Source organism: Sphingobacterium sp. BIGb0116, assembly GCF_024808035.1.
Taxonomy (GTDB): domain Bacteria; phylum Bacteroidota; class Bacteroidia; order Sphingobacteriales; family Sphingobacteriaceae; genus Sphingobacterium; species Sphingobacterium paramultivorum.
In genome coordinates this window covers 613492-637964 of record NZ_JANUDT010000001.1, presented here as the reverse complement: position 1 = coordinate 637964, position 24473 = coordinate 613492, and the positions used below count along the sequence as shown (strand labels likewise).

Genomic DNA, 24473 nt, shown 5'->3' with positions numbered 1-24473 from the left:
ATTTTTGTTATAAAAAAGATGAAACCATTTTTTGTTTTAATTGTCTTTTGCATTATATCCAATCTCATCCTATTGCTGTTGAAGGGGGAGATGGATATTCTTTTAGCGGGTAAAGTTGGGTTGGCGGTGATGCTGTTGTTCACTGCATTGGGACACCTACTTTATACCAAAGGAATGATGTTGATGTTACCCGACTTCGTTCCATTTAAAAAAGAAATGATCTATGGAACCGGTTTAATGGAATTCATGGCTGCAATTGGACTATTTGTCCCACAGGTGAGTCGCATAACGGGAATCCTTTTAATTGTCTTTTTTCTACTGGTATTACCTACAAATATTCGGGCAAACTTAAGGCGTATCAATTACGAGACGGCTACTTTTGATGGCGCCGGTCCAAACTATTTGTGGTTTCGTATTCCGTTTCAAATCTTGCTGATCGCCTGGACCTATTATTTTGTGGTGCGTTAAAGTAGTTTTCTTAACCAAATCATAGCAATAAATTAACACGGTTTTGTTTAGTTTTATTTAACATTTTTTTATTTTTGCTAAACTTTTAGATTGAATAGAATGAAAGAAGCCATCAATATGGTCGTATTTGATATGGCAGGTACGACAGTAAACGAAAATAATATTGTTTATAAGACACTTAGAAATGCTATAAATACGGTAGGGGGATACGAACTGACATTAACAGAGGTATTGGCCCACGCTGCAGGTAAGGAGAAGTTACAGGCGATCAAGACTGTACTCAAAAATAGTTTGGATGTTGATGATGATGAATTGGCTCAACGGATGTTTACTTTGTTTTTGAAAGACTTGGAACATGCTTATGAAGTCGAGGAAATTTACCCTAATGCGAATGCGGAAGAACTTTTTGCGATCTTGAAAGAGCGGGGTATCTTGCGTGTGCTCAATACGGGCTATGATCGTAAGACAGCCGAGTCACTTTTGGAGAAGCTTAATTGGAAAGTTGGCAAAGATGTAGATGCGTTAATTACTGCTTCTGATGTACCTCGAAACAGACCTTATCCAGATATGATTCATCTGGCCATGCAAAAATTTGAAATTACGGATCCGGGTTTCGTCGTTAAAATTGGTGATTCTATTATTGATATACAGGAGGGGCAACAAGCGGGTTGCGCTTTGAGTATTGGCATAACAACAGGCGCACATGATGCGGCTCAACTCAGATCGGCAAATCCCGATTATGTGATTGATGATCTACTGGAAATTGTTGAAATACTTGAAAAGAAGAATATATCCAATACAGTCGTTTAGTCTTTGACGCTGTTTAATAAAAAAGCGGGTATTTCCTACAAGAAATACCCGCTTTTGATTGTGATATGATCCACATGTTATTGCATTTGTATGCCTTCCATTGAATTCTGGTTTTTGTTTTTCTTAAACATATTCATATCCATTTTTCCAAAACGGTAGGAAAGATTCAATTTGATCAACTGTGGATTCGACAGTCGATAATAGGTTTGAGAGAATCCTTCACCCGATGAAACAATGGTATTGCCACGTGTTCGGAAGATATCATTGATTGCCAATGTTGCTGAGGCAGCCTGATTTTTCAAGAAGCTTTTCTTAATGGCAAAGTCGATACCATAGAATGGTTTGATATAGCCTTGTGAAGAGCTTTGCGCCTGGTTCATTGGTGGACCGAATGTTTGACCCTGCGTAACTGGCATATTTGTTTTGCCTTGATATTCAAACGCTAGCTGTAGATTCCAGTTTTTCTGTAAGTTAAATGTATTGTTCAATTTTCCAAATACTGTCCACATACCTTCCGAAGGCGTTTTCTCATCCACCTCAATTTTGGAATTATAGAAGTTAAGGTCTGCAGTCAGATCCCACCATTTTTTGAGATTATTGGTATAAGTGAATTCTGCCCCATAATTCTTGCTGGAATTGGCATTGATATAGGTGTTAATGAAATCCATTTTGTTCGTGACTGGATTGACTTCCTGTGTCAGGTAACGTGTAATTAGATTGTTTGTGCGTTTATAGTATACCGTTGCCAAAAATGTACCTTTTCCATGTGTACGGCTGTAGGAAAGTTCGCCGGATGTTGTGAATTCAGGAACAAGGTCAGGGTTACCGCGTGTAATATTCAAGCTGTCCGTGTAATCAACAAATGGGATGAGCTGAAAGAAGTTCGGGCGGTTGACGCGACGGGTTACGCTCATCTGTATTTGGTCTTTTTCGGTTAGCTTTTTGCTCAAGAACAAAGAAGGAAATAAGCTCAGGGGATACTTGTTGTGGAACTTTTCGTTTGTATTCAAAAGTTCACCGTCGTAAGTTGAGCTTTCTGCGCGCAGCCCAACTTTATAGGATACCCAGTCTTTGAGGTTTCCTCCAAGTGAGGCATAGGCTGCATAGACGCTGTTCTTATTGTTATAGTTCGCTGAAGCTGCGGTGATATTCTCAAAATCATCTTTGTCCACTGCTTTTAAGGAATTATTATTGAGATTTTTGAGTTTATTGATCTGTGCACGCACACCAGTTTCGAGTTTCATGCCATTTTTGAATGGTTTGACATAATCTGCCTGCACAGTCATGAACTTATTGTCACCGGAACCGATGTTTTTTTGGATTTGAGTTCCGCTGATTTCCCTGCTTGCATTGCGGTAATTGGTGGTGTATAAACCATTGGATGTGTTGTTACCGCCAAAATAATTGAAATCGACAGATAATTCTTCGCCTTCAGTTTTGAATTTTTGAACAAGACCTGCCTGCAACCCGCGTGGCTTAAAGCTTCTTTCAGATTCGGAAATCCGATCGCTGCGTGATTCGATGTTGCTAGAGGTGGTTAAGATCGACGAGTTCTCATTTGGCTTAAATTTACCCTGAACCAATACGCCGGCTACAGATAGCGTTGTTTTGGGACTTAAGTCGTAATCTATGCCGAGTCGGCCAAAGGTAATCATACCTTTTGTTTTGCCTTCAATATCTTGATCTACTGTTGATTCTATGCCATTAATTGTACTGGTACGGTGGCTGTCGCCCTCGGTGTTGGTCCGCATGCGCATATTCATTCCCGTCAGTGAGATGTTGAATTTATTTTGACGCAGATTTAAACTACCCATAAAGTTGGTTCCACCAAAGCGGTCTCCACCTAAGGTGACCATACCATTGTATCCAGCTTTCTTATTTTTCTTCAGAATAATGTTGAGGATACCGGCCATACTTCCCGAAGCATCATATTTGGCGGAAGGATTTGTGATAATTTCGATTTTATCGATCACATCGGCAGGAATCTGGTCGGGGGTGAGTGTTGTAGGTTTTCCATCGACAAAAATTGTAGGGGCTGCATTTCTCAGTTTTACGTTTCCGTCGATATCTACTTGTACAGAAGGCATATTTCGGAGTACATCGATCGCTGTACCGCCAGCTGCAACGATATTTTTCTCTACATTGAAGACTTTTTTGTCGATGTCCATTTCGAGTAGTGCTTTGCGGCCCGTAACAGTGACTTCATCGAGTTTACGCGTGTCATTGTCCAGTTTGATCGCACCAAGATCTTTAGCTGCTGTTTTGTTATCACTATAGTCTACAGCAAGATCTATCGGCGCATAGCCTACAGAACTAATTTTTAGCTTCCATTTTTCTTTTGGTGAAATACCAGGGAAATTGAATTTTCCATTTTCCGATGAACTGGTACTTTTTACGAGAATTTCCCTTTCTTTACCTGTGGTTTGGTCTTTGACGACCTTCAATAAATTCACGGAAGCTTGCGAAATAGGTTTCCCGTTGTTGTCCACAATTTGGCCCGAGAGCTGACCTTCGGACATGGTGAAAGCAGGACGACCACCTGCAGGGGCTTGAGCGTGTACGGAAGCAACCGCAGTTGCCATTAGCGCTATTGCTATAAATCTTTTCATTTTTTCTTTGCTATTCTACCGGCTACGCGGATTAGGCTGTTCGATAGTACACAAATTTGAAAAGGATTTTTTAGCTATGCAATCATCTGTAGACCGAAGTGGCGAATGTGTAGACGAATGGATAATTATAACGATACGATTCGGTACATTATATAAACTGTTCGATATTTTTGATATATTTTTTACCAATAGGGAGGGCGGCTTCGGGTAAAGTAAGTTTGTTTTGAGACACCTGCCCGATACGATTTTTATTGACAATAAAGGAATTATGTATACGTAAAAAGTCCGCGATCGGTAATATTTTTTCCATTCCACGTAAATTGCTACGTGTAAGAAGCGGTGATTCACGGTCTACCAGGTATATTTTAACATAGTCTTTCAAACCTTCTATGTAACTAATTTCGTGAAGAAAAATTTTCGTCTTTTTGTATTCGACATTGACCATAATATGGTCTTGTTCAGGAGTCTGCTTTGCGCGGAGCAGCATGCCCTCTTCCACTTTCCGGACTGCAGCTGCGAGTCGTTCTTTTGAGATCGGCTTAAGCAGATAATCAATAGCATTTAGTTCGAAACCTTCGACAGCATATTGGTGATAGGCCGTGGTGAAGATAACTAGGGGGCGGGGAGCGAGTTCGCGAATAAACTGCGTGCCCAATTGATCGGGCATTTCAATATCCAGAAAAATCAGATCGATAGCGTGATCTTTTAAATATTCTTCCGCTTCGGCCGTCGCATTAAATTTATGGACGACTTCGATTTGCTCAAAATTCAACAAGTCATCTTCTAAAATATTGAGTGCGAAGGGTTCATCATCTATGAGTATACATTTAATCTTCATCGGTCATCAGTTTGAGGGTGACTTCGAAATCTCCAACATCGGTTTTTCTGATGCTGAGGTCATGTCGATTGGGATACAATAATTGTAATCGTCTGCGTACATTGGTCAGTCCTATCCCTTCGTTTGGGCGTGGTTCTGTATGTTGTAAGATTCTATTGCGGGATATAAAGATAATGCCACCTGGAGTTTCCTGAAATTGAAACTGTATCTGTGGAGCTGTTTTGCTATCCACACCATACTTGAATGCATTCTCCACAAAATGTATGAAGAGTAATGGGGGGATCATTCTGTTTTTGACCGTATTTTCAATATCAAGTGCTACATTTCCTGGGATAGGAAGACGAAGGGTCTGTAAGGCGATAAAATTGCGCATATGGTCGATCTCTTTAAAAAGTTCGACTTTGGGGCCGTCTACTTCGTAAAGTATATAGCGTAGCATTTCGGATAACTTAACAATAGTGTCTTCTGAATCTGGTGATTGTTTACGAATGAGCCAACGGATATTATTAAGTGTATTGAATAGGAAATGCGGGCTGATCTGAAGTTTTAACATCGTTAGTTCTGCCGTTGTTTTTTCAAGCGCGATCTGTTTGTTGAGCTCCTTTTGTCGGGCTTGTTCATCATAGAGAAAGATCATGGATGAAGTAATCATACAAAGGGAATAAATGATACCGGGGCCAATCACCAAACGCACAAAAAGAATATTCTCTTTGGTCAAATGGGCAAGTTCTCCATCTGGATTGAAATAGACTATGATGTAGTTGAGCACCACGTATGTGGCAAATCCAAGTGCGATTAATAGCACAAAAATCTTTCTGCGACCGAAAAAATAGGTAGGTGCAACAACATAGCAATGCAAGTAAAAATTAGCAGCCAGGAATACGATATTTACTAAATGCGATAATGCTGAATATGCTTTGAAATCCGCGATTTTATCGGGTTGGTAGAGGTAAGTTATAAAGGGTAACAGCAGTAGTATAGTCCAGATGACAATATGTAAATAAAATTTTCTGAAAAACCTGCTGATCATGTTATGTCTAATTAATTGCCTTAATTTTTGGATATCATCAAACTTAGATAAATTGCTTTTTATATGCAATATAAATACGTTTCTATGCAAAAAGAATTATTCATTGAAGCCTGTTTTCCTAAGGTTAACATGATCTGTTGTTAATCGATAGGGTGTTAAAACATGACCTGCTGTTAAATGATATGATGTTAAAAGGAGGTTTGCGAAAGAAGGCGAAATCGGGAAATACGCTGCACTGTTGGAAATAGTTTTGTATTTTGCAGGTATAAACTTTGTAACGTGACATTCAATCCAAATCGATATCAACATATGCCCTATAGACGCTGCGGGAAGAGCGGTGTTTTCTTACCTGCCATCTCATTGGGGCTTTGGCAAAATTTTGGTGAAACTGATATTCAAGCTGTATTTCGGAACACTTTAATTACGGCTTTCGATCGTGGGATTACCCATTTTGACCTTGCCAATAATTATGGACCGCCCCCAGGAAGTGCAGAAGAAAACTTTGGGAATATATTGCATGCCGATTTTGTGGGCTATCGTGATGAACTACTTATTTCTACCAAAGCAGGATATACCATGTGGCCAGGTCCTTATGGTGATTGGGGAAGTCGTAAATATTTGATGGCCAGCTTACATCAGAGCTTAAAACGGATGAAGCTCGATTATGTGGATATATTTTACCATCATCGACCGGATCCGAATACACCGTTGGAAGAGACAATGGCAGCATTGCGAGATATTGTTCATCAAGGAAAGGCCTGCTATGTAGGTTTGTCCAATTATCCTCCTGATCTTGCTCAGAAAGCTGCAGCGTTATTGCGTGCAATGGGGACACCATGCCTTATTCATCAGCCTAAGTATTCGATGCTGGTGCGGACACCTGAGGAGGGACTTTTGGATGTGCTGCAGGCAGAAGGAATCGGAGCGATCGCTTTCTCTCCTTTGGCACAGGGACTGCTGACCAACAAATACCTCGGGGGTATTCCGGCAGATTCACGCGCTTCGAAAGAGCATTTTTTGAAAAGTGAAATGATCACTGCAGAATTAATGGAGAAGATCGACCGGTTGAATAATCTTGCGATACAAAGAGGTCAAACATTGGCGCAAATGGCAATTGCATGGTTGTTGAAAGATGAACGCGTAAGCTCAGTTTTGGTGGGGGCAAGAAATAGTGAACAGCTGGTTGATTCGCTCAAGGCCCTGGACAGGCTGGACTTTACGGCGGATGAATTGACGCATATAGATACTATTCTGAAGCATAATTAGTCACCTAATTGATCATATCATGTTTGCCTTCGAAGCACAATTGGAAATTATTGGTATCAATCCTTTTGTTTATGTTCCTACGGATATTCTGGAAAACCTATTCAAGGATGCAGGAATAAACAAAGGATATATTCCTGTGAAAGGAAAAGTGAATGAAAAGGATTATGTTCAGACGTTGCTGCGGTTTAAGGGGGAGTGGAGACTGTACATTAATACGGTTATATTGTCGAATTCGCCGAAACGAATCGGGGAGACCTTAGCCGTAACAATCGCTTTTGATCCTGAAGACCGGACTATTTTACCCCACCCCGAACTCGAAGCAGCATTTGCACTAAATAAGGAAGCTCTGCAGGTATTCGATGGATTGTCTCCATCGAAGCAAAAGGAAATTATCCGCTATATTTCTTCCTTAAAAACGGCGGATAGTCGAAGAAAAAATATTGAAAAAGCAATGGGTTTTCTTTTGGGTAAAAACCGATTTGTGGGCCGTGAAAAGCCCTAAGAAATCAGACCAGTACTTCGATGTATATACTGTAATTCTGGCCAGATATCGGGATTATTGGTCAGAATTTTAACGATAATTTGAATATACTTATGGATAATCCTAAAATTGTATGGGGTATCATCGGCTGTGGTGATGTCACGGAAAAAAAAAGCGGACCAGCGTTTAATCGGATAAATAATAGTCAGCTATTGGCTGTAATGCGAAGAGATGCGGTGAAAGCTGCTGATTATGCTACTCGACATCAAGTCCCCTTGTGGTATTCAGAAGCGGACGATTTGCTCGATAATATCGATCTCAATGCAATTTATGTTGCAACGCCACCATCTTCTCATCTCGCATATGCGCTATCTGCCTTGCGTAAAGGGAAGTTTGTTTATGTTGAAAAGCCCGTTACGTTAAATGCGATAGAAGCAGAAACATTATTGCAGGAAGTAAAAGAAAGTGGCGGAAAGTTGGTTGTTGCACATTATAGGCGGCAATTGCCTTTGTTTCTAAAAGTTAAAGAACTTGTTGAAAGTGGTGAAATTGGCGAATTAAGGACAGTCCAATTGCGTTTATGGCAAAGCAGAACCCCCGACTTGGTGACTAAAGGTGCCGGAGATTGGCGTACTGACCCTGCCGTTTCGGGGGGAGGTTATTTCTTTGATTTAGCCCCACATCAATTGGATTTGATGCTCTATTTTTTTGGAATGCCGGTTTCATACGATGGTTTTAGCTTGATTCAGGATAAAGAAAGTGCTGTAGCTGATCAGACCACAGGAACGATTTTGTTTGAAAATCAGCTTGTCTTTAATGGAAGTTGGTGTTTTAATGTTGCCAAAGAAAACCAAGTAGATAAGGTTGAAATTGTAGGAAGCCTCGGGCATATTACTTTTTCTATTTTTGGAAATTCAGTTGTTATCAAAACAAGAGATGGCGAGAAGGAATTCCTATTTGATCATCCTGAAAATATTCAATTGCCAATGATTTCGCGCACAGTAGATTATTTCAGCGGCATCGGGCCTAATCCATCTCCGATTGAGGAGGCTGTTGTATTAATGAAGATTATCGATGACTTTTCGACAATAAGGCAATAATGTTTTCGTCGCTCTTACCATAAGCTAGATCATACCATGTGATGACTGTGGTAACCTATGTGCAGTATTTTATTTGAGGACATACCCTTGTAATGTTCTTAATGCCAGTACGCCCGTAGGAAGTACTGGCAATTGAATAAATATTTTCAGGTCTGAATATTAAATTTTCGCCAATGCAAGATCGATAAATGATAGTTCTTCGACGGTAAGCGTGATATCGATGGCTTGAGCATTTGCTATGGCCTGCTCTGCATTTCGGGCACCTGCCAAAACCACAGTGATCGCAGGCTGTAGACTGGTCCAGCGTAATACCAATTGAGAAAGCGTTACACCTTTGTTAGTGGCAATTGGACTGATGGTATCCAAGAAGGTCTTTACCTTGGCCAGATCAAATTGTTGGAAATAACCATTGCGGTGATCGCTTTCTTTTAATTTACCTGTATTGAAATATTTACCGGTTAATAAACCGCGCTCCATAGGGCTATATACAATGATCCCTAGATCATTTTCCTTTGCGTAAGGAACAAGGTCCTGTTCGATACCTCGGTTCAACATACTGTAACCAACTTGATTACTCGCAATGTTGAGGTTCTTCCGTGCTTCTGAAACTTGATCGACACTATAATTGCTGACGCCGGCGGCACGGATCTTACCTTGTTGCAAAAGAAGATCCAAGGCTTCCATCGTTTCCGAAATCGGGGTCGTGCTATCTGGCCAGTGAATCTGAAGTAGATCGATGTAGTCCGTACGTAAGCGTTTTAGGCTATTCTCTACTTCATGAATTACACTAGTTTTTGACGAATATTTATAAACTGGAATAGTTTTACCAGCTTCTTCTGCATCAAAGAAAAATTCGCCTTTTCCTTGGTTACTACTGTCCCATACCAAACCAAATTTGGTCAATAGCTGTATTTTGGTCCGATCGTAACCCTGAATTGCCGCACCGATCATTTCTTCACTTAAACCAAATCCATAAAAAGGGGCTGTATCCAATGTAGTGACACCATTGTCGATCGATGCTTTTACAGAATCAATGGAATCTCTCTTTTCATTTCCGCCCCACATGTTGCCACCAATGGCGAAAGCTCCATAAGTAATTGCTGATAATTCTAAATCTGTTTTTCCTAATTTTCTGTATTCCATTTTTTTATTTTTCCTATTAAAATTATTTATTACGCTAATGCGCCTTTCTCACCAAATAAATCTGTTCGAAATTGCATTTACTATTATCTGAATGATTGATAGAACAAAGTTATAATACAACTTTTTATTATTAAAATAATTTAAATTAGGTTATTCTATTATTTTTGTGATATATCATTAGGTGTTTTTTTAAGGAAAGCTTGAACAGTTATAGCTAAGTTTTTCTTGCTCATTCCTGTATAAACTAGTAAATTTATGTCATGCAGTAAGTCTTTTCGAAGGCGATCAATACCATTTTTATTGGAATAAGCAGTTGAGCAAAAGGATAACGATGCAAAAAGTAGAACAATTTAAACCTGACGTGATTATCATTGGAGCTGGCTTGGCAGGACTTACGACAGCAATGGAAGTCACCAATGCTGGTAAGAAAGTGCTTCTTGTAGATCAGGAAACGGAAGAAAATCTAGGGGGGCAGGCCTATTGGTCCTTCGGGGGACTTTTTCTTATCAATTCGCCGCAACAACGTCGCATGGGTATCAAGGATTCTTATGAACTAGCCCGACAGGATTGGATGGGGACTGCCGGATTTGACCGCGAGGAGGATTATTGGCCACGACAATGGGCTGAGGCCTACTTGAAATTTGCAACGGAAGAAAAGTCGGCCTACATTGCTAAGCTTGGTATAAAGTTGATGTTTATGGTCGGTTGGGCGGAGCGCGGTGATGGTTCGGCCTCGGGGCATGGTAATTCTGTGCCTAGATTTCATGTCAGTTGGGGAACCGGAACCGGCGTTGTGAAACCTTTTGTGGATAAAGCTTATGCTGCGCAGAAAAAAGGTCTTCTGCAGTTTCAGTTTAGACATCGCGTGACAAAATTGCTAACGCAAGATGGCACGGTCATTGGAATTGCGGGCGATGTTTTGGAAGATGATAACAAAGCAAGGGGTATTGCAACCAACAGAACTATTCTTGCGGCGTTTGAATATTATGCAGATCAAGTCGTTATAGCTTCGGGAGGAATCGGTGCAAATCATCAATTGGTACGGGAAAATTGGCCTGAACGATTAGGGAAAGCGCCGGCACAAATGATTTCAGGTGTTCCCGCCTATGTCGATGGAAAAATGTTCGGAATTGCGGAAGAGGTTGGGGCTCATATGATAAACCGCGATCGCATGTGGCATTATACGGAAGGGATTGAAAATTGGAATCCAATATGGCCTAACCACGGCATCCGTATCTTGCCTGGGCCCTCTTCATTGTGGTTTGATGCCCGCGGCAACAGACTTCCTGCTCCTTATTTGCCTGGATTTGATACCTTGGGTACACTCAAGCACCTGCAAGAGACAGGCTTTTCTTATTCCTGGTTTATTTTGACGCAGAAGATTATCAAAAAAGAGTTTGCTCTTTCGGGTTCAGAACAGAATCCAGATATTACCAACAAGGATTACAGCTTATTTTTGAAGCGCATTTTTGGGAAAAATGCGCCCGGGCCCGTTGAGGCTTTTAAGGAAAAAGGATCTGATTTTATTGTTTCGGACAATCTAAAGGATCTGGTAGCCCGTATGAATCGTTTGGCAGGGGAGGATCTATTGGATTATGAAGCGATTAAATCGCAAATTGAAGCGCGTGACCGGGAAGTAGATAATAAGTTTTCAAAGGACACGCAAGTAAATTACATCCGGAATACACGGAATTACCGTGGTGATAAATTAGGCCGAGTGGCAGCCCTTCATAAAATCCTAGCGCAGGAAAATGGACCGCTTATTGCGGTACGTCTCCATGTACTGACCCGGAAAACCTTAGGTGGTCTTAAAACGAATCTCCAAGCACAAGTGCTAACAAAGGATGACGAGGTGATAAAGGGCTTGTATGCTGTGGGTGAGGTGGCTGGATTTGGTGGTGGCGGGATGCACGGCTATCGGGCACTGGAAGGTACATTTTTGGGGGGATGTATTTTCTCCGGCATGAAAGCCGGACAACATATTGCGAGTCTGCCAAAGGCACCATCTGCCTAAGAAATGTGATGAAAATTAATTCTTTTCTTAATGTTAAAATAGAGGTTCCATAGGCAATCAATGCGATTTTTGCCTATGGAATAAGGTACTATTAAGTTTTTTTTCTGATAGAGCGCATCGTTTGGAGAAGAACAGAAACGAGTACAAGAGCGAGTCCAACATAGAAGGAAGCATTGACTTGTTTGCCTTCGTTGAAGAATAAAAAAGCAATGATAATCGAATAGATGGGCTCGAGATTGAAACTCAAATTGACCGTAAATGCAGATAGCTTCTTGAGTGATTCAGCAAAAAGAACATAGAGGCCAACCGTACAAAATAAAGCCAGCAAGATTAAATAGACCCCATCAGAAAAGCTCGGTATAAAACGTTCGGTGGGAAATAGATAATAGAAAATGGGCAGTCCGAGTCCCAATACAATGGTGCCACTAAGCATCTGATAAAAATTGAGCAATTTACTATCATATTGTTTGACTAGTCGCTCGTTGTAAATGGTATATAAAGCCGCAAAAATAGTTGAAATTACACCCAAAATAATCCCAAGTTGATAAGAGCTATCAAAATGAAAGATTAAACTGATTCCGATCAATGTCAGCATACTTAACATGAGCTGCGCTGCGCTAAATCTTTTCTTGTTGATGATTGGCTCTAATACAGCGGTAAAAAAACTGGTTAGGCAATAGCAAACCACGCCAATGGAAATGTTGGAAAACTTGATGCTACCATAAAAAAATATCCAGTGGATGGTGATTAATAGGCCGACTTTCGCAATTTTAAACACATCTTTAGTGGATTTTAAACGCTCAATTTTGAATAATTTGAGAACGAGGAATAAGATGATTGTTGAGAGTAAAACCCGAAACCAGACGAGTGGTATTTGATTGAGGGTAATTAGCTTGCCGAAAACACCGGTGAAGCCTGCGAGCAGTACTGCGGTATGAAGTACTAAATATGATTTTTTCATAAAAAAATGTCTTTCCCAAAAGGGAAATTTAAAAGCTAAATAAATAGTTAATCCTTATATCATCCGAATTTGCTCCTGATCGGACGCCATTATTCGTTTGACATTGCGCTATATTATTTTGCTGGAGGAGAAAGACAAGTTCTTCGGCCCATGGTTTTATGCTTGTTTTTAACAAATATAGAAATTATCTACAGCATTCAAAGTGTTATATTTCAGCTATTTTGTTTGGATTAATATTCTTCATCCTAAAGACTAAATGTTATATTAGTAATCTCGCTAGGGGGGATCCCAAGATAATCGTCTTCCTAGTAATGAATACACAATATCAATATAAACCAAACTAAACAATGAAGAGAAAAGAATTTATACGAAATACGAGTCTATTGGCTGCATCAGCACTTTTTGCACAGACGAAAGTATTCGGTTTTCAAGCTGATACGGTTCGTGTAGGGCTGATCGGTACAAACGGAATGGGCTGGTCCAATCTGAACGCCATCTTGAAGGTACCAGGAGTGCAGTGTACGGCATTATGTGATGTCGATGAAAATGTTTTGGGGAATCGAGCTGAGGAATTAAAGAAACGCAATATTAATGTGAAGACTTACATCGATTATAAAGACCTCCTAAAAGCAAATGACGTTGATGTTGTTATTGTCGCTACACCTGATCATTGGCATTGTATGCAAATGGTTGATGCTGTTGCGGCCGGAAAAGATGTATATGTCGAAAAACCGATTGGAAACTCCATTCGGGAATGCGAAATTATGGTTGCAGCTGCTAAGAAGCATAAGCGCGTTGTACAGGTTGGGCAGTGGCAACGTAGCCAACAACATTTCAGAGATGCGATGGATTTTGTTCATAGCGGAAAATTGGGGAAAATACGTCTTGTTAAGGCTTGGGCTTATCAAGGTTGGATGAAGAGTATTCCGGTTCAGGCTGACGCTCCTGTTCCTGCGGGAGTACATTATGATAAATGGCTAGGGCCAGCACCAAAACGTGCGTTTAATCCCAATCGTTTTCACTTCAATTTTAGATGGTATTGGGATTATGCGGGTGGCTTGATGACCGATTGGGGTGTACATATGTTGGATTATGCGCTAATTGGAATGAAAGTATCAGATCCTGTTTCGGTTATGGCTGCTGGCGGTAAATTTGCTTATCCTGACGATGCCGCTGAAACTCCAGATAGTTTAACAACGGTATATGAGTTTGATGGATTTAATGTTCAATGGGAGCAGGCAACAGGGATAGATTTGGGGCCTTACGAAAAGACTCACGGAGTTGCTTTCATTGGCAATAATGGTACCTTGGTCGTCAATCGTGAGGGCTGGGAAGTTATCCCGGAGAAAGGGCGAATGGATGCTGTCTCTTTTCAACGTTCACAGGATAATGGATTGGACAAGCATATGGTTAATTTTGTAGAAGCAGTTAGAAAGAAATCCGTGGAGGGTTTACATGCTCCGATAGAAGCTGGGGCACATATCGCGATATTCTCACAAATGGGAAATATTGCTTATCGGGCCAAAAAGAAATTGTTCTGGGACAAACAAAAGCGCAGTTTCAATGATAAAGATGCCGACCAGTACTTAGCGAAAGTTTATCATAATGGTTATAACCTGCCCAAAGTCTAAGATGTTAAAAATAGGTAATTAAAAAGATATTGTTTTGTCTAGTACTGGCGGGGTTGGTTGTGAACCAGGTTTCAGCGCAACAGATGGAACAAATGTGGAATGGTGAGGGGGGAAATAAACCGATCGCCCAAAATAGAGGGAAACTGTTCCGTGAAGGCAAATATGCGATGTTTATCCATTGGGGAATCTATTCGCAGCTAGCAAATACCTGGAAGGGAAAAACGTTTTATGGCATAGGGGAGTGGCTCATGAACAAGAGCATGGCCAATATCCTTGTTGCGGACTATATGGCTGCTGCGGGTTCTTTCCGTCCAGATCATTTTGATGCTAAAGCTATTGTGCAGCTTGCAAAAGATGCTGGAATGCGTTACATCGTGATTACAAGTAAACATCACGATGGATTTTCGATGTTTCATTCTAAGGTGAATTCTTTTAATATTGTTGAGGCTACTGATTTTAAGCGTGATCCAATGATTGAGCTCGCAAAAGCATGTAAAGAGGGGGGAATTGGTTTTGGGTTCTATTATTCGCAAAATCAGGATTGGACCTATCCTGGCGGAAATGGAGGCCCCAAGGTGAATGCAGCTGGTCAGCCGAAAACATTTGATGATTATTTTTGGGAGAAATGTTATCCTGAGGTGAATCAGATTACAACTGAGTATGGACCGATAGAACTGGTCTGGTTCGATACTCCAGGTGGGATGGATAAGAAATACGCACAAAAACTTGTCGAATTGGTTCATAAAAATCAACCTGGGGCGTATGTGTCGGGGCGAGTTGGGCATGGGCTCGGGGATTATTCTACTTTAGGAGATATGGAAGTACCGCGGCAGAATGTTCCAGGTCTTTGGGAAGCAGTGGATGTAACCAACGATTCTTGGGGGTATGCTTGGTACGACAATAATTGGAAGAGTGCTCGCGAGATCCTATTGCGTACATTGTCGACGGTTGGTCGAGGTGGGACTTATATGTTAAATGTAGGGCCCAAGCCAGACGGGACTATTCCAGAACCAGCGAGCTTAGCGTTGCGCGGTGCGGGTGCCTGGATCCGAAAATATCCTGAGACCGTTTATGGGGCGCAAGCGTCACCTTGGGGGCATGCCTTACCCTGGGGAGATGCTACTGTACAGGGGCGTAAGATTTCGTTGTTGGTCTATCATTGGCCGGCCAATGGAAAGTTGTTTGTTCCGGGCCTAACAAAAGGGATAAAGTCGATTAGCCTTTTAACTTCCAACGGCAAAAAGTCCTTGAATTACACGTTCGATGGAAAATGGTTAAAAATCAATACGCCAGGTGTAGCTCCCGATCCATTGGTTTCCGTGATTGAGGTAGTTATGCAGGGAATGCCCGTTATTGATAAAATGTTAGGTGTTGATCCGGCGATGGAGACAATTGTGCCTGTTGATTTTGCTGAAGTTGAAGGATGTAATAAAACTGGAAAATCCTGGATGGAAAAATTCGGTGAATGGAAGCATGTGGTTCAAGTAGGGCAATGGGCTGATGAAAGTAAACTAACGTATGCTATAGACATTGTTAAGCCAGGCTATTATCAAATTGATCTCAATTATACGGGGCAGGGGAGAGTGGTGTGGAAGATCGAAAACTCGGCTGGGGAGATCGTGCAGAATCAGCAAGCGGCCTCTTCTGTGTATAATTGGTACCCTTGGGGATGGATGAAATTTAAGGCTCCGGGGCGCTACAAAATTACTGTTTCTTTATTGGAGGGGGAGGGGGATAAAGTCAGTCTTACTGCACTTCGATTTAAATCTGTAGAATAGAGCTCAAAAGTCTATTCTACAGATTCTTCAATAATCACCTTTCTGTGCTCTCGGCCCCAGTTAATCATTTCTTGGATGATATTACCAAATGTCCGGCAATAGGCAGTCGGTAGGTATTCAATTAACACAGGGCTTTCCGGATAGACTTTTCTGCTAACGAGTTTGTTGAGTTCCATATCTTTCAATTCTTTGGACAGCATACGTGTCGTGATCCCAGGGATACTTCGTTCAATTTCTCGAAACCGTTTATTACCGTTGCATAATGAATTGATAATGGGAATACGCCATTTTCCACCTATAAAATACAGGGTGTCTTGTAATGCCCTTAGTTCTTCTACTTGATTTCTTTCCATGGTAATTTTGGTATACTCTATTATACTGGTATCAAATGTATATCAAATACCCGATATATTTGTCAAAAAATAGAACAATGAAAAATTTAGAAAACAAAGTCGTCTTAGTTACAGGAGGGAATAGTGGAATTGGTTTTGCAACAGCGAAGGAGTTTAGGGAAAATGGGGCACAAGTTATTATTACAGGAAGAAGAAAACAAGCTATTGATCAAGCCGCTGAGCGGATAGGAGCAACAGCCTACGTGGCGGATCAGGCTATACTACAGGATATTGAAAAACTTGCTCAAGAAATAAAAGATCGGTTTGGATATATAGATGTCCTATTTATCAACGCCGGTATTACAGGTGAAGGAGGTTTTATTGATGAAGCATCAGAAGCGAATTTTGATGCAGTAATGGATATCAATTTAAAAGGCTCATATTTTACATTGAGCAGGTTTATTCCACTTCTTCGCGATGGTGCGTCTGTCGTTATTCTTTCTTCTAATGTAGCTACCTTAAATATGCCAGCGAGTTCGATTTATCAAGCGAGTAAAGCGGCCGTTAATTCCTTTGCCAAAACAGCAGCAATGGAGCTTGCAGACCGTAAAATTCGTGTAAACACCGTGAGTCCGGGTCCGACTAGGACGGATGTTCTTAACAAGAATTATGACCAGCAGACTGTCGAAAATATTTGGAATAAGTTGGCAGCAGAATCTCCACTCAAAAAGATAGGTACAGCTGAGGATGTCGCTAAAATGGTTGTTTATCTGAGTGGTGATCATGCATCTTACATCACTGGCGCTGATTTTGTTTTGGACGGTGGAATGGGTATCAATCATTCTTAATTACCTGCATAGCGCACTAAGAGAATTTTAGGTGAAGAACTTATCCTTCGTAGATATTCAATTATTATCATACGAAGGATAATCAATAGTTCAGATTCTTTGTCTGATCTCGCTTATTTATATTAGGGCGGATTGCATGCTAATTTTACGAGATTAAATAGTTTAAGCTATTCTTGCAGCAACGTCTGTATTTTTTCGATAGACGCCTCATTCTCTAAGAACTCGATATATGGAAGCAGCGGCTCGATATCTTGCTTATCCATTGTTTCTAGATCGTCAAATAGTGCATTTACAAAATCAGTACAAAAGGATTTTCCATAACTGTAGGTGCTAATTCTGGCAAGATCCTCACAATTGATTTCTGTGGCATTCAGATTAAATACAAGCTCAGGAATTTCGTAGTCGCCTTCTGCCGGATAGCCAAGATACTTAAACATGCTTTCCTTCCATACGCGAAATAGGATTTGATGCGAGACATGTTTCCCAAAGTATTCGAACACTTTGGAAAGTATATCGTAAGCGGTTTCTTTCTCAAAAACACCAGTAATGCTTTTGTCGATCAATTCGGCATAGGAAATGAAAATTGAGCTATCAAAATGAACATCAAAATTAGCGGTCAGCATGGCCACAATATGTTCTCTGGGCTGGGTTCTTAAAAGTTGTCTTGCTGTTAATGAGGTTAAGTTATGCTTTTGTTCTCGACCGTGGCTGTCGGGGAGGAGTACGGTGTGTTCTTTGTCGAGGAGCGAGATGACGAATTTCCAATCTTCGGGCCTTTTGAGAATCCTGCAGTTCTGAGCGAGATAACCGCTCCTTTTAGGGTCGGGTTTCTTGTCGCCAACAATAACTTCTCCAGGTTGAATAATATGTTCTGGAGGAACTTTAAACCTGCGTATATGCACAAAGAGTTCTTCTCCGGAAGGTAACGCAAGAGTACCAAATCCTTTGTTATTGTCGAACCATTTGACTGCGCCGATAAACATGGCTGGGGTTGAGTTTTGTTTCAATAGGATAAAGGTAAGGAATAAATGCCTTTATTAGGTATTGAAAATGAAATATTTGCAATTATTTGTGCTATATCACCTATTTTTCTCGTATTTACCTACTTATTTGGTTGGGGAAAAGATTTTCGGAAGGCCAAAGGAGACATATTTGTCTTCGCTTTGAATAACTTGTTAAATGATTGGGGATGGCCAAAGCCCAAGTCGTAAGCAACTTCGCTTACGGATAGGTTTGTGATGGATAATTTCTCTTTTGCTTTGTCAATTATTTTATCATGGATGAAATGTTGCGTATTTTCACCGGTCTGCAAACGGAGCATATCGCTTAAATAACTGGCTGAAATGTGTAGGCGTTCAGCAAGATACTGTACCGTTGGAATGCCTTGTTTAGTAGAAATATTGTTAGAGAAATATGCTTCCAATATTTCCTCAAGTTTGGCTATTAAGTTCGTGTTAATCGCTTTTCGTGTGATAAACTGTCTTTTATAAAATCGGTTGGCATAATTTAAAAGTAATTCAATGTGGGAAATAATCACATCTTGACTAAAGTCATCGATTCGGCTAGTTAATTCTTCATCGATGTGTCGGAAGATGGAAATAATTCGGTCTTTTTCTTTTTCGGATAAATGTAAGGCTTCATTTGTGGTATAAGAAAAAAAGCCGTATTGTTTTATTTTTTTTGCTAGCGGATATCCCCAAAAGAAATCAGGATGTATCAAAAGGGTATATTGTGAGCACACTTCGCCTTCATTTGCGCCGTGGTTTCCTATAATTTGATTTGGAGCGGCAAACAGAAGTCCACCTTCGTCAAAGTCATAGTAACCTTGTCCATAGATGAGTTTTCCTTTAACACTCGGTTTGTAGGATATTTTGTAAAAATTCAATACATGCGGTTGAGGAATATTGTTGAGCATAACCTGATGAGTGGTGCCATTCACCATGCTGACCAAGGGGTGGGCCGGTGTTGGAAGGCCAAAAGCACGGTGAATATCCGATAGGGATTCCATCTTTGGGAGAGCTTTTTGTTCTTTTTTCATTTTTGAATTTACGTAATTCTCGTTTACAATAGTCGATAATGTAAACGAGAATGAATTATTGACATAGGGATTACTTGGAAAGGCCTTGAGCTTGTGCTGAAACAGTATCCCATTCTTTCCATGTGGCAATCCTTTCGGCATATACACTACTTACCCAAGATAGGTTTCCATTTCCTAGATTAAACCGCAAGGGAGGATTTTCTGTGTCAACAATACTGAAGATTGCAGCTGGAGTCGCATTCGGATCACCTTTCTCCATTTTTCCTAAATCAGTAAAAAATTGGGCTTTAAAATCTTGGTAAGGATCTAATGTTTCAGCAAATTGTAGTGATTCCTGACTTCCAAATTCGGTGGCATAGGCTCCGGGTTCTATGATGGTTACTCTGATGCCAAACGCTTTGACCTCAAGCGCTAAACTTTCGTGTATTGCTTCAAATGCCCATTTTGAGGAACAATAGTATCCGATTACAGGCAGTGTAACGTGGCCTAGGCTACTTGATGTCCCTAAGATGTGGCCATGTCCTTGCTGACGTAATAATGGTAAAACAGCTTGAATGACAGCTACCGGTCCAAGGATATTTGTTTCGTATTGTTTTCGAATATCGTCCATGCTAGCTTCCTCAATAGTTCCAACCAGAGAGTAACCTGCATTGTTAAGGACAATGTCTAACTGGCCAAAGTGATCATATGCCTGTTGTACAACAGTTTTTACTTTTTCGGTATCGGTAACGTCCAATTCCAGTGTCAATACGTTGTCTCCATATTTCTCATTGAGATAGGCGATGGAAGAGAGTCTTCGTGCGGTAGCAATTACTTTGTCTCCCCGCTGTAATGCTGCCTCTGTCCAGATTTTCCCGAATCCGCGCGAACTGCCCGTGATAAACCAGATTTTACTTTGCGTATTTTGTGTCATATTTCTTTGTATTTGTAATACAAACTTCCATAAAGCGCGTCTAATAAAAATCGCCAAATTGAGGGAATATGTAGCCGAAAGGAGTTTTGTGAAATTTATTTAAACGAATAATTTTATGGAGTTATTTTTTGTCTCTTAGTCGTAATTTTGAACTAACTTAGGATGTTAAAATCTGTTTTTATAAGATAGATTTTCATTAAACGTAAAGTTCCGTATGCAGCGTGTAATTGCTAAATCCATTCTTAACAAAACAAAACGGAGAGATACCTTGGCATTATATGGTTCTGACCCTGGTGGTAATCGGACTTTGGTTATGCGTGCGGTTGAAAAACGCTATCCACAGCTCGTGGAAAAATACCAACGATTGTTTGGTCCGGACGGTAAACTTCCCAGCTATTATCGACAGGCATTTGCGGAAAAGGTAAAGGGATTATGTGTACAATATGGGCTGCGAGACCGGCTGGTTTAGCTACTAAGTTTACTGATTTTATCTTCAAAAAATCAGATCTCATTTTTATTTTTATAAGTTGTTGTAAAATAGGTTTATATGCTCCGAAAAAGACGTTAAATTTATTTTTCGTACCTTTGTACTGTCAAAAGACAGAATGGCGTGAGTTTATTCCGCTATGGCTTTGTGCCTTTGGCACAGCCTAGGTTGTTCGTTATACTTGTTGAAGTATATTTTGGAGATGCTTTTTGAATGGAGCATTTCGTCTTTAAAAGATTAGTTTCTTTTTCATCATTGCTCTTACCGAACCGAGAGTAAAGTATGTTAGTTAATAAGTTGATTGAACTGTACGAGTAAGATTTCGATCAAACGAACTCAACTGTAGGGATATTTTTATTTGTAAGAAAATAGCGTAGGCGTATGGCCTTAGTGGGTTACTCATGCCCTTATGGTTTATTTATGTTTAAAAAAATTAAAGAATGGATAAAACTAGCAAGGTAAAAGTAAAAGTTGAAGACTTGGTACTTGTTTTCGGAAAACAGAAGAAGCAAGCTTTGAAATTACTAAATGAGGGTTTCTCCAAAAAGGAGATCTTGGCAAAGGCAGATTGCACGATCGGAATCAACAAAGCTAATTTTGAAATCTTCGAGGGTGAATTCTTTGTTATAATGGGACTATCAGGCAGTGGGAAATCTACCCTGCTCCGTTGTCTTAATCGATTGAACGAACCCACATCAGGAAAGGTATTTATCAATGGAGAGGATATTACAGGGAAAAATAATAAAGATCTTCTTGAAGTCCGTAGGACAGAAATGAGTATGGTCTTTCAGAAGTTTGGTCTGTTGCCACATCACACCGTATTGAGCAATGCCGCTTTTGGTTTAGAACTAAGAGGGGAAGAACGAGACAAACGGGAATCTAAGGCTCAGAAAGCACTTGATGTAGTGGGGCTGAGCGGATTTGAACAACAGTTACCGTCTCAGTTATCTGGTGGTATGCAACAGCGGGTTGGACTGGCTCGGGCACTTGCAAATGATCCCGAAGTATTACTGATGGATGAGGCATTTTCAGCACTAGATCCCCTGATTAAAACAGAAATGCAAGATCAGTTATTGGAGTTGCAGGATAATTTACAAAAAACGATCGTTTTTATTACCCATGATCTCGATGAAGCAATCAAATTGGGCGATCGTATTGCTATTATGAAAGATGGTGTCATCGAACAGATCGGTACTGCGGAAGATATCTTGACAAATCCAGCGAGTGAGTATGTTAAAGCCTTTGTTGAAAAAGTGGATCGCAAGTCCATCATTTCGGCAGGTTCACTGATGTTTGAGAAACCTACTGTTGTACGTTTCAAAAAAGATGGCCCTGAGGGGGCTCTACGTAAAATGCGGTCGACAGGAATTGAGATTCTCCCTGTAGTTGATGCTCATGAGACTTTTCTTGGTTTTGTTCATATGAGTGAAGTCATTCAATCTGCAAAGCGTAGGGAACCTACCGTAGAATCCATTATACATACTACCGTTCCAACTGTATCAAAAGAGGTGACCGTTGAAGAAATGTTGCCCTTGATATCGGAGATCCGGTCGCCAATCGCTGTGGTGAATGAACATAATCGTTTGTTGGGGATCGTAACACAGACATCATTGATTATCGAAGCGACAAAGTATAATGAAGAAGAAATTATTGAATTAAAAGAGAAAGCAAATAATCAGTAGAAATGAATAAAGTAATCGATATAGGACAATACATTGCTGTAGCCGTCAATTGGCTGACAGATCATTTAGAACCATTTTTTAACTTGATAAAAAATACGGGGAATGCATCCATTATTGGGCTGGAATGGGTGCTAACAACAATACCTTTTTTTATTATCATCGCATTATTTACAGGTTTAGCCTGGTGGAAATCTGGGAAAGGGGTTGCATTGACAACATTGGTGGGATTAACATTGATCTATCTGATGGGATTTTGGATTGCAACGATGGAGACTTTGGCCCTGGTGTTGGTAGCTACACTGACAGCATTGGTTATATCAGTTCCTTTGGGCGTGTGGGCCGCGAAGAATAAACTAGCAGCGAAAATCATTCGGCCCTTACTTGATTTAATGCAGACGATGCCTGCCTTTGTTTACTTGATTCCAGCGGTGTTATTTTTTAGTATCGGTAAAGTCCCGGGAGCTTTTGCTACCATTATTTTCGCTATGCCACCTGCTGTCCGTTTGACGACTCTAGGGATTGATGCGGTGCCAAAAGATATTGTGGAAGCTGCACGTTCATTTGGAGCTACCAATAGTCAGATCTTATTTAAAGTAGAGCTGCCCTTGGCTACAAAAACAATCTTAGCGGGGATCAATCAAACCATATTACTGTCTCTATCGATGGTTGTTATTGCCGGAATGATTGCTGCTGGTGGCTTGGGAGAAAAAGTGCTTGAGGGTATCAACAACTTGGATATTGGTCTTGGTTTTGAAAGCGGTTTGTCCGTTGTGATTCTCGCTATTATTTTGGATCGGATCACGCAGGGCTTTGTAAAAAAGAAAGCATAGTATGAGGAAAATAAAAAGTATGGTGTTGTGTCTGATGGTGTTATTGCTTGCTTCATGCACCACAGGCCGGAATAAAAATATTATTCATATCGGTATGGTCGATGGCTGGGCCGAAGGAGTCGCAATGACAGAGGTCGCAAAAGTTATTATGGAAGAAAAGGGGTATCATGTTGTTATCCAGCGGGCTACGCCAGATATGATCTTAGCCTCCATGAACAATGGCGATACAGATCTATATATGGATGTCTGGCTGCCATTGACCCATGGAAGTAAAGTGGCTAAATTCCCAAATATTGAAGAGCTTGGAACGAGTTATAACCATGCGCGAAATGGACTTGTTGTACCGGATTACGTAACAATTGATGGAATTGAAGAGTTGAAAAAACATGAAAAAGAGTTTGATAGTAGGATCATTGGTATAGAAAAGGGGGCTGGAATAACACGTGCGGTGGATCAGGTGATCAAAGATTATAGCCTCGATTATAAGCATGTGAACTCATCTACCGTCGCTATGATCACGGAATTGCAAAACGCGATCAAAGCAAAACGTTGGATTGTGGTAGCTGGCTGGCAACCGCATTGGATGTTTGCTAAAATGAAATTGAAGTTTTTGGATGACCCCAAAAAGACATTGGGTGATGCCGAGCAAATTAAAATTTTTGCACGGGGAGACTTTAACATTGAGCAACCGGAGCTAGCCCGATTTTTCTCGAAAGTCCACTTTGATGAATCAACAATGGCTGATTTGTTGTCACAAATGCAGGGAAGCCAGAACAAAGCAATTACGGCAAAAGAATGGGTCAAGAAACATAACGATCTCGTAAAGGGCTGGTTATAGTTAACTGAGGTGATTAAATAGTTATGCCACCGCAGCACGTTGCACGGCATAGCATAAGGAGGGCATTGTCATTACGACAATGCCCTTAAAAATTTACGGGCCAGTTGGATTTGTTGTTGTTGTATGCTGGATAAAGGATATCTGCTATCATCAATCCATGTGTCGAGCCCCTTTGGAAATTCCCAGGCGAAATCTAAGACTTTCGCTTTTTCTGCGGCTAAAATAATATCATGTTTCGTTGCATTTGGATTGGCAATCTTGATGTTATTATAAATGCTATCCTGGATGAGTGGAAAGTTGTCTGCCATATCCTGATTTCTATTTGTATCCATAGTGAATTATTTTTAAAATAATTAAGAATGATTCTAAATAATTT

Annotated in this window: 23 protein-coding genes; 13 read left to right on the top strand and 10 right to left on the bottom strand. The window is 40.5% G+C overall.

Annotated elements, in window-relative coordinates:
- Nucleotides 1-18 precede the first annotated feature (18 nt).
- Both M2419_RS02975 and M2419_RS02970 read left to right on the top strand, forming a co-directional pair.
- Nucleotides 19-468 carry a hypothetical protein gene (locus M2419_RS02975; protein WP_153845764.1) on the top strand — a complete coding sequence of 150 codons (450 nt, stop codon included), beginning with the start codon at nucleotides 19-21 and terminating at the stop codon, nucleotides 466-468.
- 99 nt (nucleotides 469-567) lie between these two features.
- On the top strand, nucleotides 568-1278 hold the full coding sequence (locus M2419_RS02970; protein WP_153845765.1) for an HAD family hydrolase: 711 nt from the start codon (nucleotides 568-570) through the stop codon (nucleotides 1276-1278).
- A 77-nt stretch (nucleotides 1279-1355) separates the two neighbouring features.
- Here M2419_RS02970 and M2419_RS02965 read toward each other — a convergent pair whose 3' ends face one another.
- The 3 genes from M2419_RS02965 to M2419_RS02955 form a co-directional block, all read right to left on the bottom strand.
- Complete coding sequence (locus M2419_RS02965) at nucleotides 1356-3887, bottom strand: TonB-dependent receptor domain-containing protein (protein WP_259254193.1); 2532 nt, start codon at nucleotides 3885-3887, stop codon at nucleotides 1356-1358.
- Between the two features lie 148 nt (nucleotides 3888-4035).
- Nucleotides 4036-4725, bottom strand: coding sequence for a LytTR family DNA-binding domain-containing protein (locus M2419_RS02960; RefSeq protein WP_259254192.1), 690 nt, complete (start codon nucleotides 4723-4725; stop codon nucleotides 4036-4038).
- A complete protein-coding gene (locus tag M2419_RS02955; RefSeq protein ID WP_259254191.1) occupies nucleotides 4715-5755 on the bottom strand; it encodes a sensor histidine kinase in 1041 nt (346 codons plus the stop codon). Before M2419_RS02955 ends, M2419_RS02960 begins: the two co-directional genes overlap by 11 nt.
- 309 nt (nucleotides 5756-6064) lie before the next feature.
- Here M2419_RS02955 and M2419_RS02950 point away from each other — a divergent pair, with 309 nt between their 5' ends.
- From M2419_RS02950 to M2419_RS02940, 3 genes are all read left to right on the top strand, one after another.
- On the top strand, nucleotides 6065-7021 hold the full coding sequence (locus M2419_RS02950) for an aldo/keto reductase (RefSeq protein WP_153845860.1): 957 nt from the start codon (nucleotides 6065-6067) through the stop codon (nucleotides 7019-7021).
- Between the two features lie 19 nt (nucleotides 7022-7040).
- Nucleotides 7041-7523: a YdeI/OmpD-associated family protein gene (locus M2419_RS02945; RefSeq protein WP_159727748.1), complete on the top strand. Its 483-nt coding sequence runs from the start codon at nucleotides 7041-7043 to the stop codon at nucleotides 7521-7523.
- Between the two features lie 92 nt (nucleotides 7524-7615).
- Entirely contained in the window at nucleotides 7616-8602 is a 987-nt protein-coding gene (locus M2419_RS02940) for a Gfo/Idh/MocA family protein (RefSeq protein WP_259254190.1), read from the top strand.
- A gap of 159 nt (nucleotides 8603-8761) precedes the next feature.
- Here M2419_RS02940 and M2419_RS02935 read toward each other — a convergent pair whose 3' ends face one another.
- Nucleotides 8762-9745 carry an aldo/keto reductase gene (locus M2419_RS02935; protein WP_259254189.1) on the bottom strand — a complete coding sequence of 328 codons (984 nt, stop codon included), beginning with the start codon at nucleotides 9743-9745 and terminating at the stop codon, nucleotides 8762-8764.
- Nucleotides 9746-10076: 331 nt separating this feature from the next.
- Here M2419_RS02935 and M2419_RS02930 point away from each other — a divergent pair, with 331 nt between their 5' ends.
- The gene (locus M2419_RS02930) at nucleotides 10077-11759 is read left to right on the top strand and encodes an FAD-binding dehydrogenase (protein ID WP_259254188.1); all 1683 of its coding nucleotides are present in this window, start codon (nucleotides 10077-10079) and stop codon (nucleotides 11757-11759) included.
- Nucleotides 11760-11850: 91 nt separating this feature from the next.
- Here the strand turns inward: M2419_RS02930 and M2419_RS02925 are convergent, their stop codons facing one another.
- Nucleotides 11851-12720, bottom strand: a complete 870-nt coding sequence (locus M2419_RS02925) for a DMT family transporter (protein ID WP_153845773.1) — start codon at nucleotides 12718-12720, stop codon at nucleotides 11851-11853.
- Nucleotides 12721-13067: 347 nt separating this feature from the next.
- On the opposite strand from M2419_RS02925, the gene M2419_RS02920 reads away from it, so the two are divergent.
- Both M2419_RS02920 and M2419_RS02915 read left to right on the top strand, forming a co-directional pair.
- Nucleotides 13068-14351 (top strand): Gfo/Idh/MocA family protein, encoded by a 1284-nt coding sequence (locus M2419_RS02920; protein ID WP_153845774.1) that lies wholly within the window; start codon nucleotides 13068-13070, stop codon nucleotides 14349-14351.
- A 59-nt stretch (nucleotides 14352-14410) separates the two neighbouring features.
- A complete protein-coding gene (locus M2419_RS02915) occupies nucleotides 14411-16129 on the top strand; it encodes an alpha-L-fucosidase (RefSeq protein WP_259254187.1) in 1719 nt (572 codons plus the stop codon).
- An 11-nt stretch (nucleotides 16130-16140) separates the two neighbouring features.
- Here the strand turns inward: M2419_RS02915 and M2419_RS02910 are convergent, their stop codons facing one another.
- Nucleotides 16141-16482 carry a helix-turn-helix domain-containing protein gene (locus M2419_RS02910; protein WP_153845775.1) on the bottom strand — a complete coding sequence of 114 codons (342 nt, stop codon included), beginning with the start codon at nucleotides 16480-16482 and terminating at the stop codon, nucleotides 16141-16143.
- A gap of 77 nt (nucleotides 16483-16559) precedes the next feature.
- Here M2419_RS02910 and M2419_RS02905 point away from each other — a divergent pair, with 77 nt between their 5' ends.
- The gene (locus tag M2419_RS02905) at nucleotides 16560-17309 is read left to right on the top strand and encodes an SDR family oxidoreductase (RefSeq protein WP_159727740.1); all 750 of its coding nucleotides are present in this window, start codon (nucleotides 16560-16562) and stop codon (nucleotides 17307-17309) included.
- Nucleotides 17310-17476: 167 nt separating this feature from the next.
- Here M2419_RS02905 and M2419_RS02900 read toward each other — a convergent pair whose 3' ends face one another.
- The 3 genes from M2419_RS02900 to M2419_RS02890 all read right to left on the bottom strand — a co-directional run bounded on the left by M2419_RS02900 (nucleotide 17477) and on the right by M2419_RS02890 (nucleotide 20260).
- A complete protein-coding gene (locus M2419_RS02900; protein WP_259254186.1) occupies nucleotides 17477-18316 on the bottom strand; it encodes a cold-shock protein in 840 nt (279 codons plus the stop codon).
- Between the two features lie 95 nt (nucleotides 18317-18411).
- Nucleotides 18412-19347 (bottom strand): AraC family transcriptional regulator, encoded by a 936-nt coding sequence (locus tag M2419_RS02895; protein WP_153845778.1) that lies wholly within the window; start codon nucleotides 19345-19347, stop codon nucleotides 18412-18414.
- Nucleotides 19348-19417: 70 nt separating this feature from the next.
- Nucleotides 19418-20260 carry an SDR family NAD(P)-dependent oxidoreductase gene (locus M2419_RS02890; protein WP_259254185.1) on the bottom strand — a complete coding sequence of 281 codons (843 nt, stop codon included), beginning with the start codon at nucleotides 20258-20260 and terminating at the stop codon, nucleotides 19418-19420.
- A gap of 214 nt (nucleotides 20261-20474) precedes the next feature.
- Here M2419_RS02890 and M2419_RS02885 point away from each other — a divergent pair, with 214 nt between their 5' ends.
- The 4 genes from M2419_RS02885 (at nucleotide 20475) to M2419_RS02870 (ending at nucleotide 24097) form a co-directional block, all read left to right on the top strand.
- Complete coding sequence (locus M2419_RS02885; protein ID WP_153845780.1) at nucleotides 20475-20729, top strand: hypothetical protein; 255 nt, start codon at nucleotides 20475-20477, stop codon at nucleotides 20727-20729.
- A 458-nt stretch (nucleotides 20730-21187) separates the two neighbouring features.
- Nucleotides 21188-22429, top strand: a complete 1242-nt coding sequence (locus M2419_RS02880; protein ID WP_153845781.1) for a glycine betaine/L-proline ABC transporter ATP-binding protein — start codon at nucleotides 21188-21190, stop codon at nucleotides 22427-22429.
- A 2-nt stretch (nucleotides 22430-22431) separates the two neighbouring features.
- Nucleotides 22432-23259: a proline/glycine betaine ABC transporter permease gene (locus tag M2419_RS02875; protein WP_075993479.1), complete on the top strand. Its 828-nt coding sequence runs from the start codon at nucleotides 22432-22434 to the stop codon at nucleotides 23257-23259.
- 1 nt (nucleotide 23260) lies between these two features.
- On the top strand, nucleotides 23261-24097 hold the full coding sequence (locus M2419_RS02870; RefSeq protein ID WP_182983965.1) for a glycine betaine ABC transporter substrate-binding protein: 837 nt from the start codon (nucleotides 23261-23263) through the stop codon (nucleotides 24095-24097).
- Nucleotides 24098-24168: 71 nt separating this feature from the next.
- Here M2419_RS02870 and M2419_RS02865 read toward each other — a convergent pair whose 3' ends face one another.
- The gene (locus M2419_RS02865; RefSeq protein ID WP_046675378.1) at nucleotides 24169-24429 is read right to left on the bottom strand and encodes a hypothetical protein; all 261 of its coding nucleotides are present in this window, start codon (nucleotides 24427-24429) and stop codon (nucleotides 24169-24171) included.
- Nucleotides 24430-24473 lie beyond the last annotated feature (44 nt).

Coding starts and splice junctions, on each gene's coding strand:
- M2419_RS02925 (WP_153845773.1), bottom strand. CDS start 12,720: ATGAAAAAATCATATTTAGTACTTCATACCGCAGTACTGCTCGCAGGC.
- M2419_RS02870 (WP_182983965.1), top strand. CDS start 23,261: ATGAGGAAAATAAAAAGTATGGTGTTGTGTCTGATGGTGTTATTGCTT.
- M2419_RS02935 (WP_259254189.1), bottom strand. CDS start 9,745: ATGGAATACAGAAAATTAGGAAAAACAGATTTAGAATTATCAGCAATT.
- M2419_RS02975 (WP_153845764.1), top strand. CDS start 19: ATGAAACCATTTTTTGTTTTAATTGTCTTTTGCATTATATCCAATCTC.
- M2419_RS02875 (WP_075993479.1), top strand. CDS start 22,432: ATGAATAAAGTAATCGATATAGGACAATACATTGCTGTAGCCGTCAAT.
- M2419_RS02940 (WP_259254190.1), top strand. CDS start 7,616: ATGGATAATCCTAAAATTGTATGGGGTATCATCGGCTGTGGTGATGTC.
- M2419_RS02945 (WP_159727748.1), top strand. CDS start 7,041: ATGTTTGCCTTCGAAGCACAATTGGAAATTATTGGTATCAATCCTTTT.
- M2419_RS02910 (WP_153845775.1), bottom strand. CDS start 16,482: ATGGAAAGAAATCAAGTAGAAGAACTAAGGGCATTACAAGACACCCTG.
- M2419_RS02930 (WP_259254188.1), top strand. CDS start 10,077: ATGCAAAAAGTAGAACAATTTAAACCTGACGTGATTATCATTGGAGCT.
- M2419_RS02885 (WP_153845780.1), top strand. CDS start 20,475: ATGCAGCGTGTAATTGCTAAATCCATTCTTAACAAAACAAAACGGAGA.
- M2419_RS02950 (WP_153845860.1), top strand. CDS start 6,065: ATGCCCTATAGACGCTGCGGGAAGAGCGGTGTTTTCTTACCTGCCATC.
- M2419_RS02865 (WP_046675378.1), bottom strand. CDS start 24,429: ATGGATACAAATAGAAATCAGGATATGGCAGACAACTTTCCACTCATC.
- M2419_RS02890 (WP_259254185.1), bottom strand. CDS start 20,260: ATGACACAAAATACGCAAAGTAAAATCTGGTTTATCACGGGCAGTTCG.
- M2419_RS02960 (WP_259254192.1), bottom strand. CDS start 4,725: ATGAAGATTAAATGTATACTCATAGATGATGAACCCTTCGCACTCAAT.
- M2419_RS02955 (WP_259254191.1), bottom strand. CDS start 5,755: ATGATCAGCAGGTTTTTCAGAAAATTTTATTTACATATTGTCATCTGG.
- M2419_RS02920 (WP_153845774.1), top strand. CDS start 13,068: ATGAAGAGAAAAGAATTTATACGAAATACGAGTCTATTGGCTGCATCA.
- M2419_RS02970 (WP_153845765.1), top strand. CDS start 568: ATGAAAGAAGCCATCAATATGGTCGTATTTGATATGGCAGGTACGACA.
- M2419_RS02880 (WP_153845781.1), top strand. CDS start 21,188: ATGGATAAAACTAGCAAGGTAAAAGTAAAAGTTGAAGACTTGGTACTT.
- M2419_RS02905 (WP_159727740.1), top strand. CDS start 16,560: ATGAAAAATTTAGAAAACAAAGTCGTCTTAGTTACAGGAGGGAATAGT.
- M2419_RS02965 (WP_259254193.1), bottom strand. CDS start 3,887: ATGAAAAGATTTATAGCAATAGCGCTAATGGCAACTGCGGTTGCTTCC.
- M2419_RS02895 (WP_153845778.1), bottom strand. CDS start 19,347: ATGAAAAAAGAACAAAAAGCTCTCCCAAAGATGGAATCCCTATCGGAT.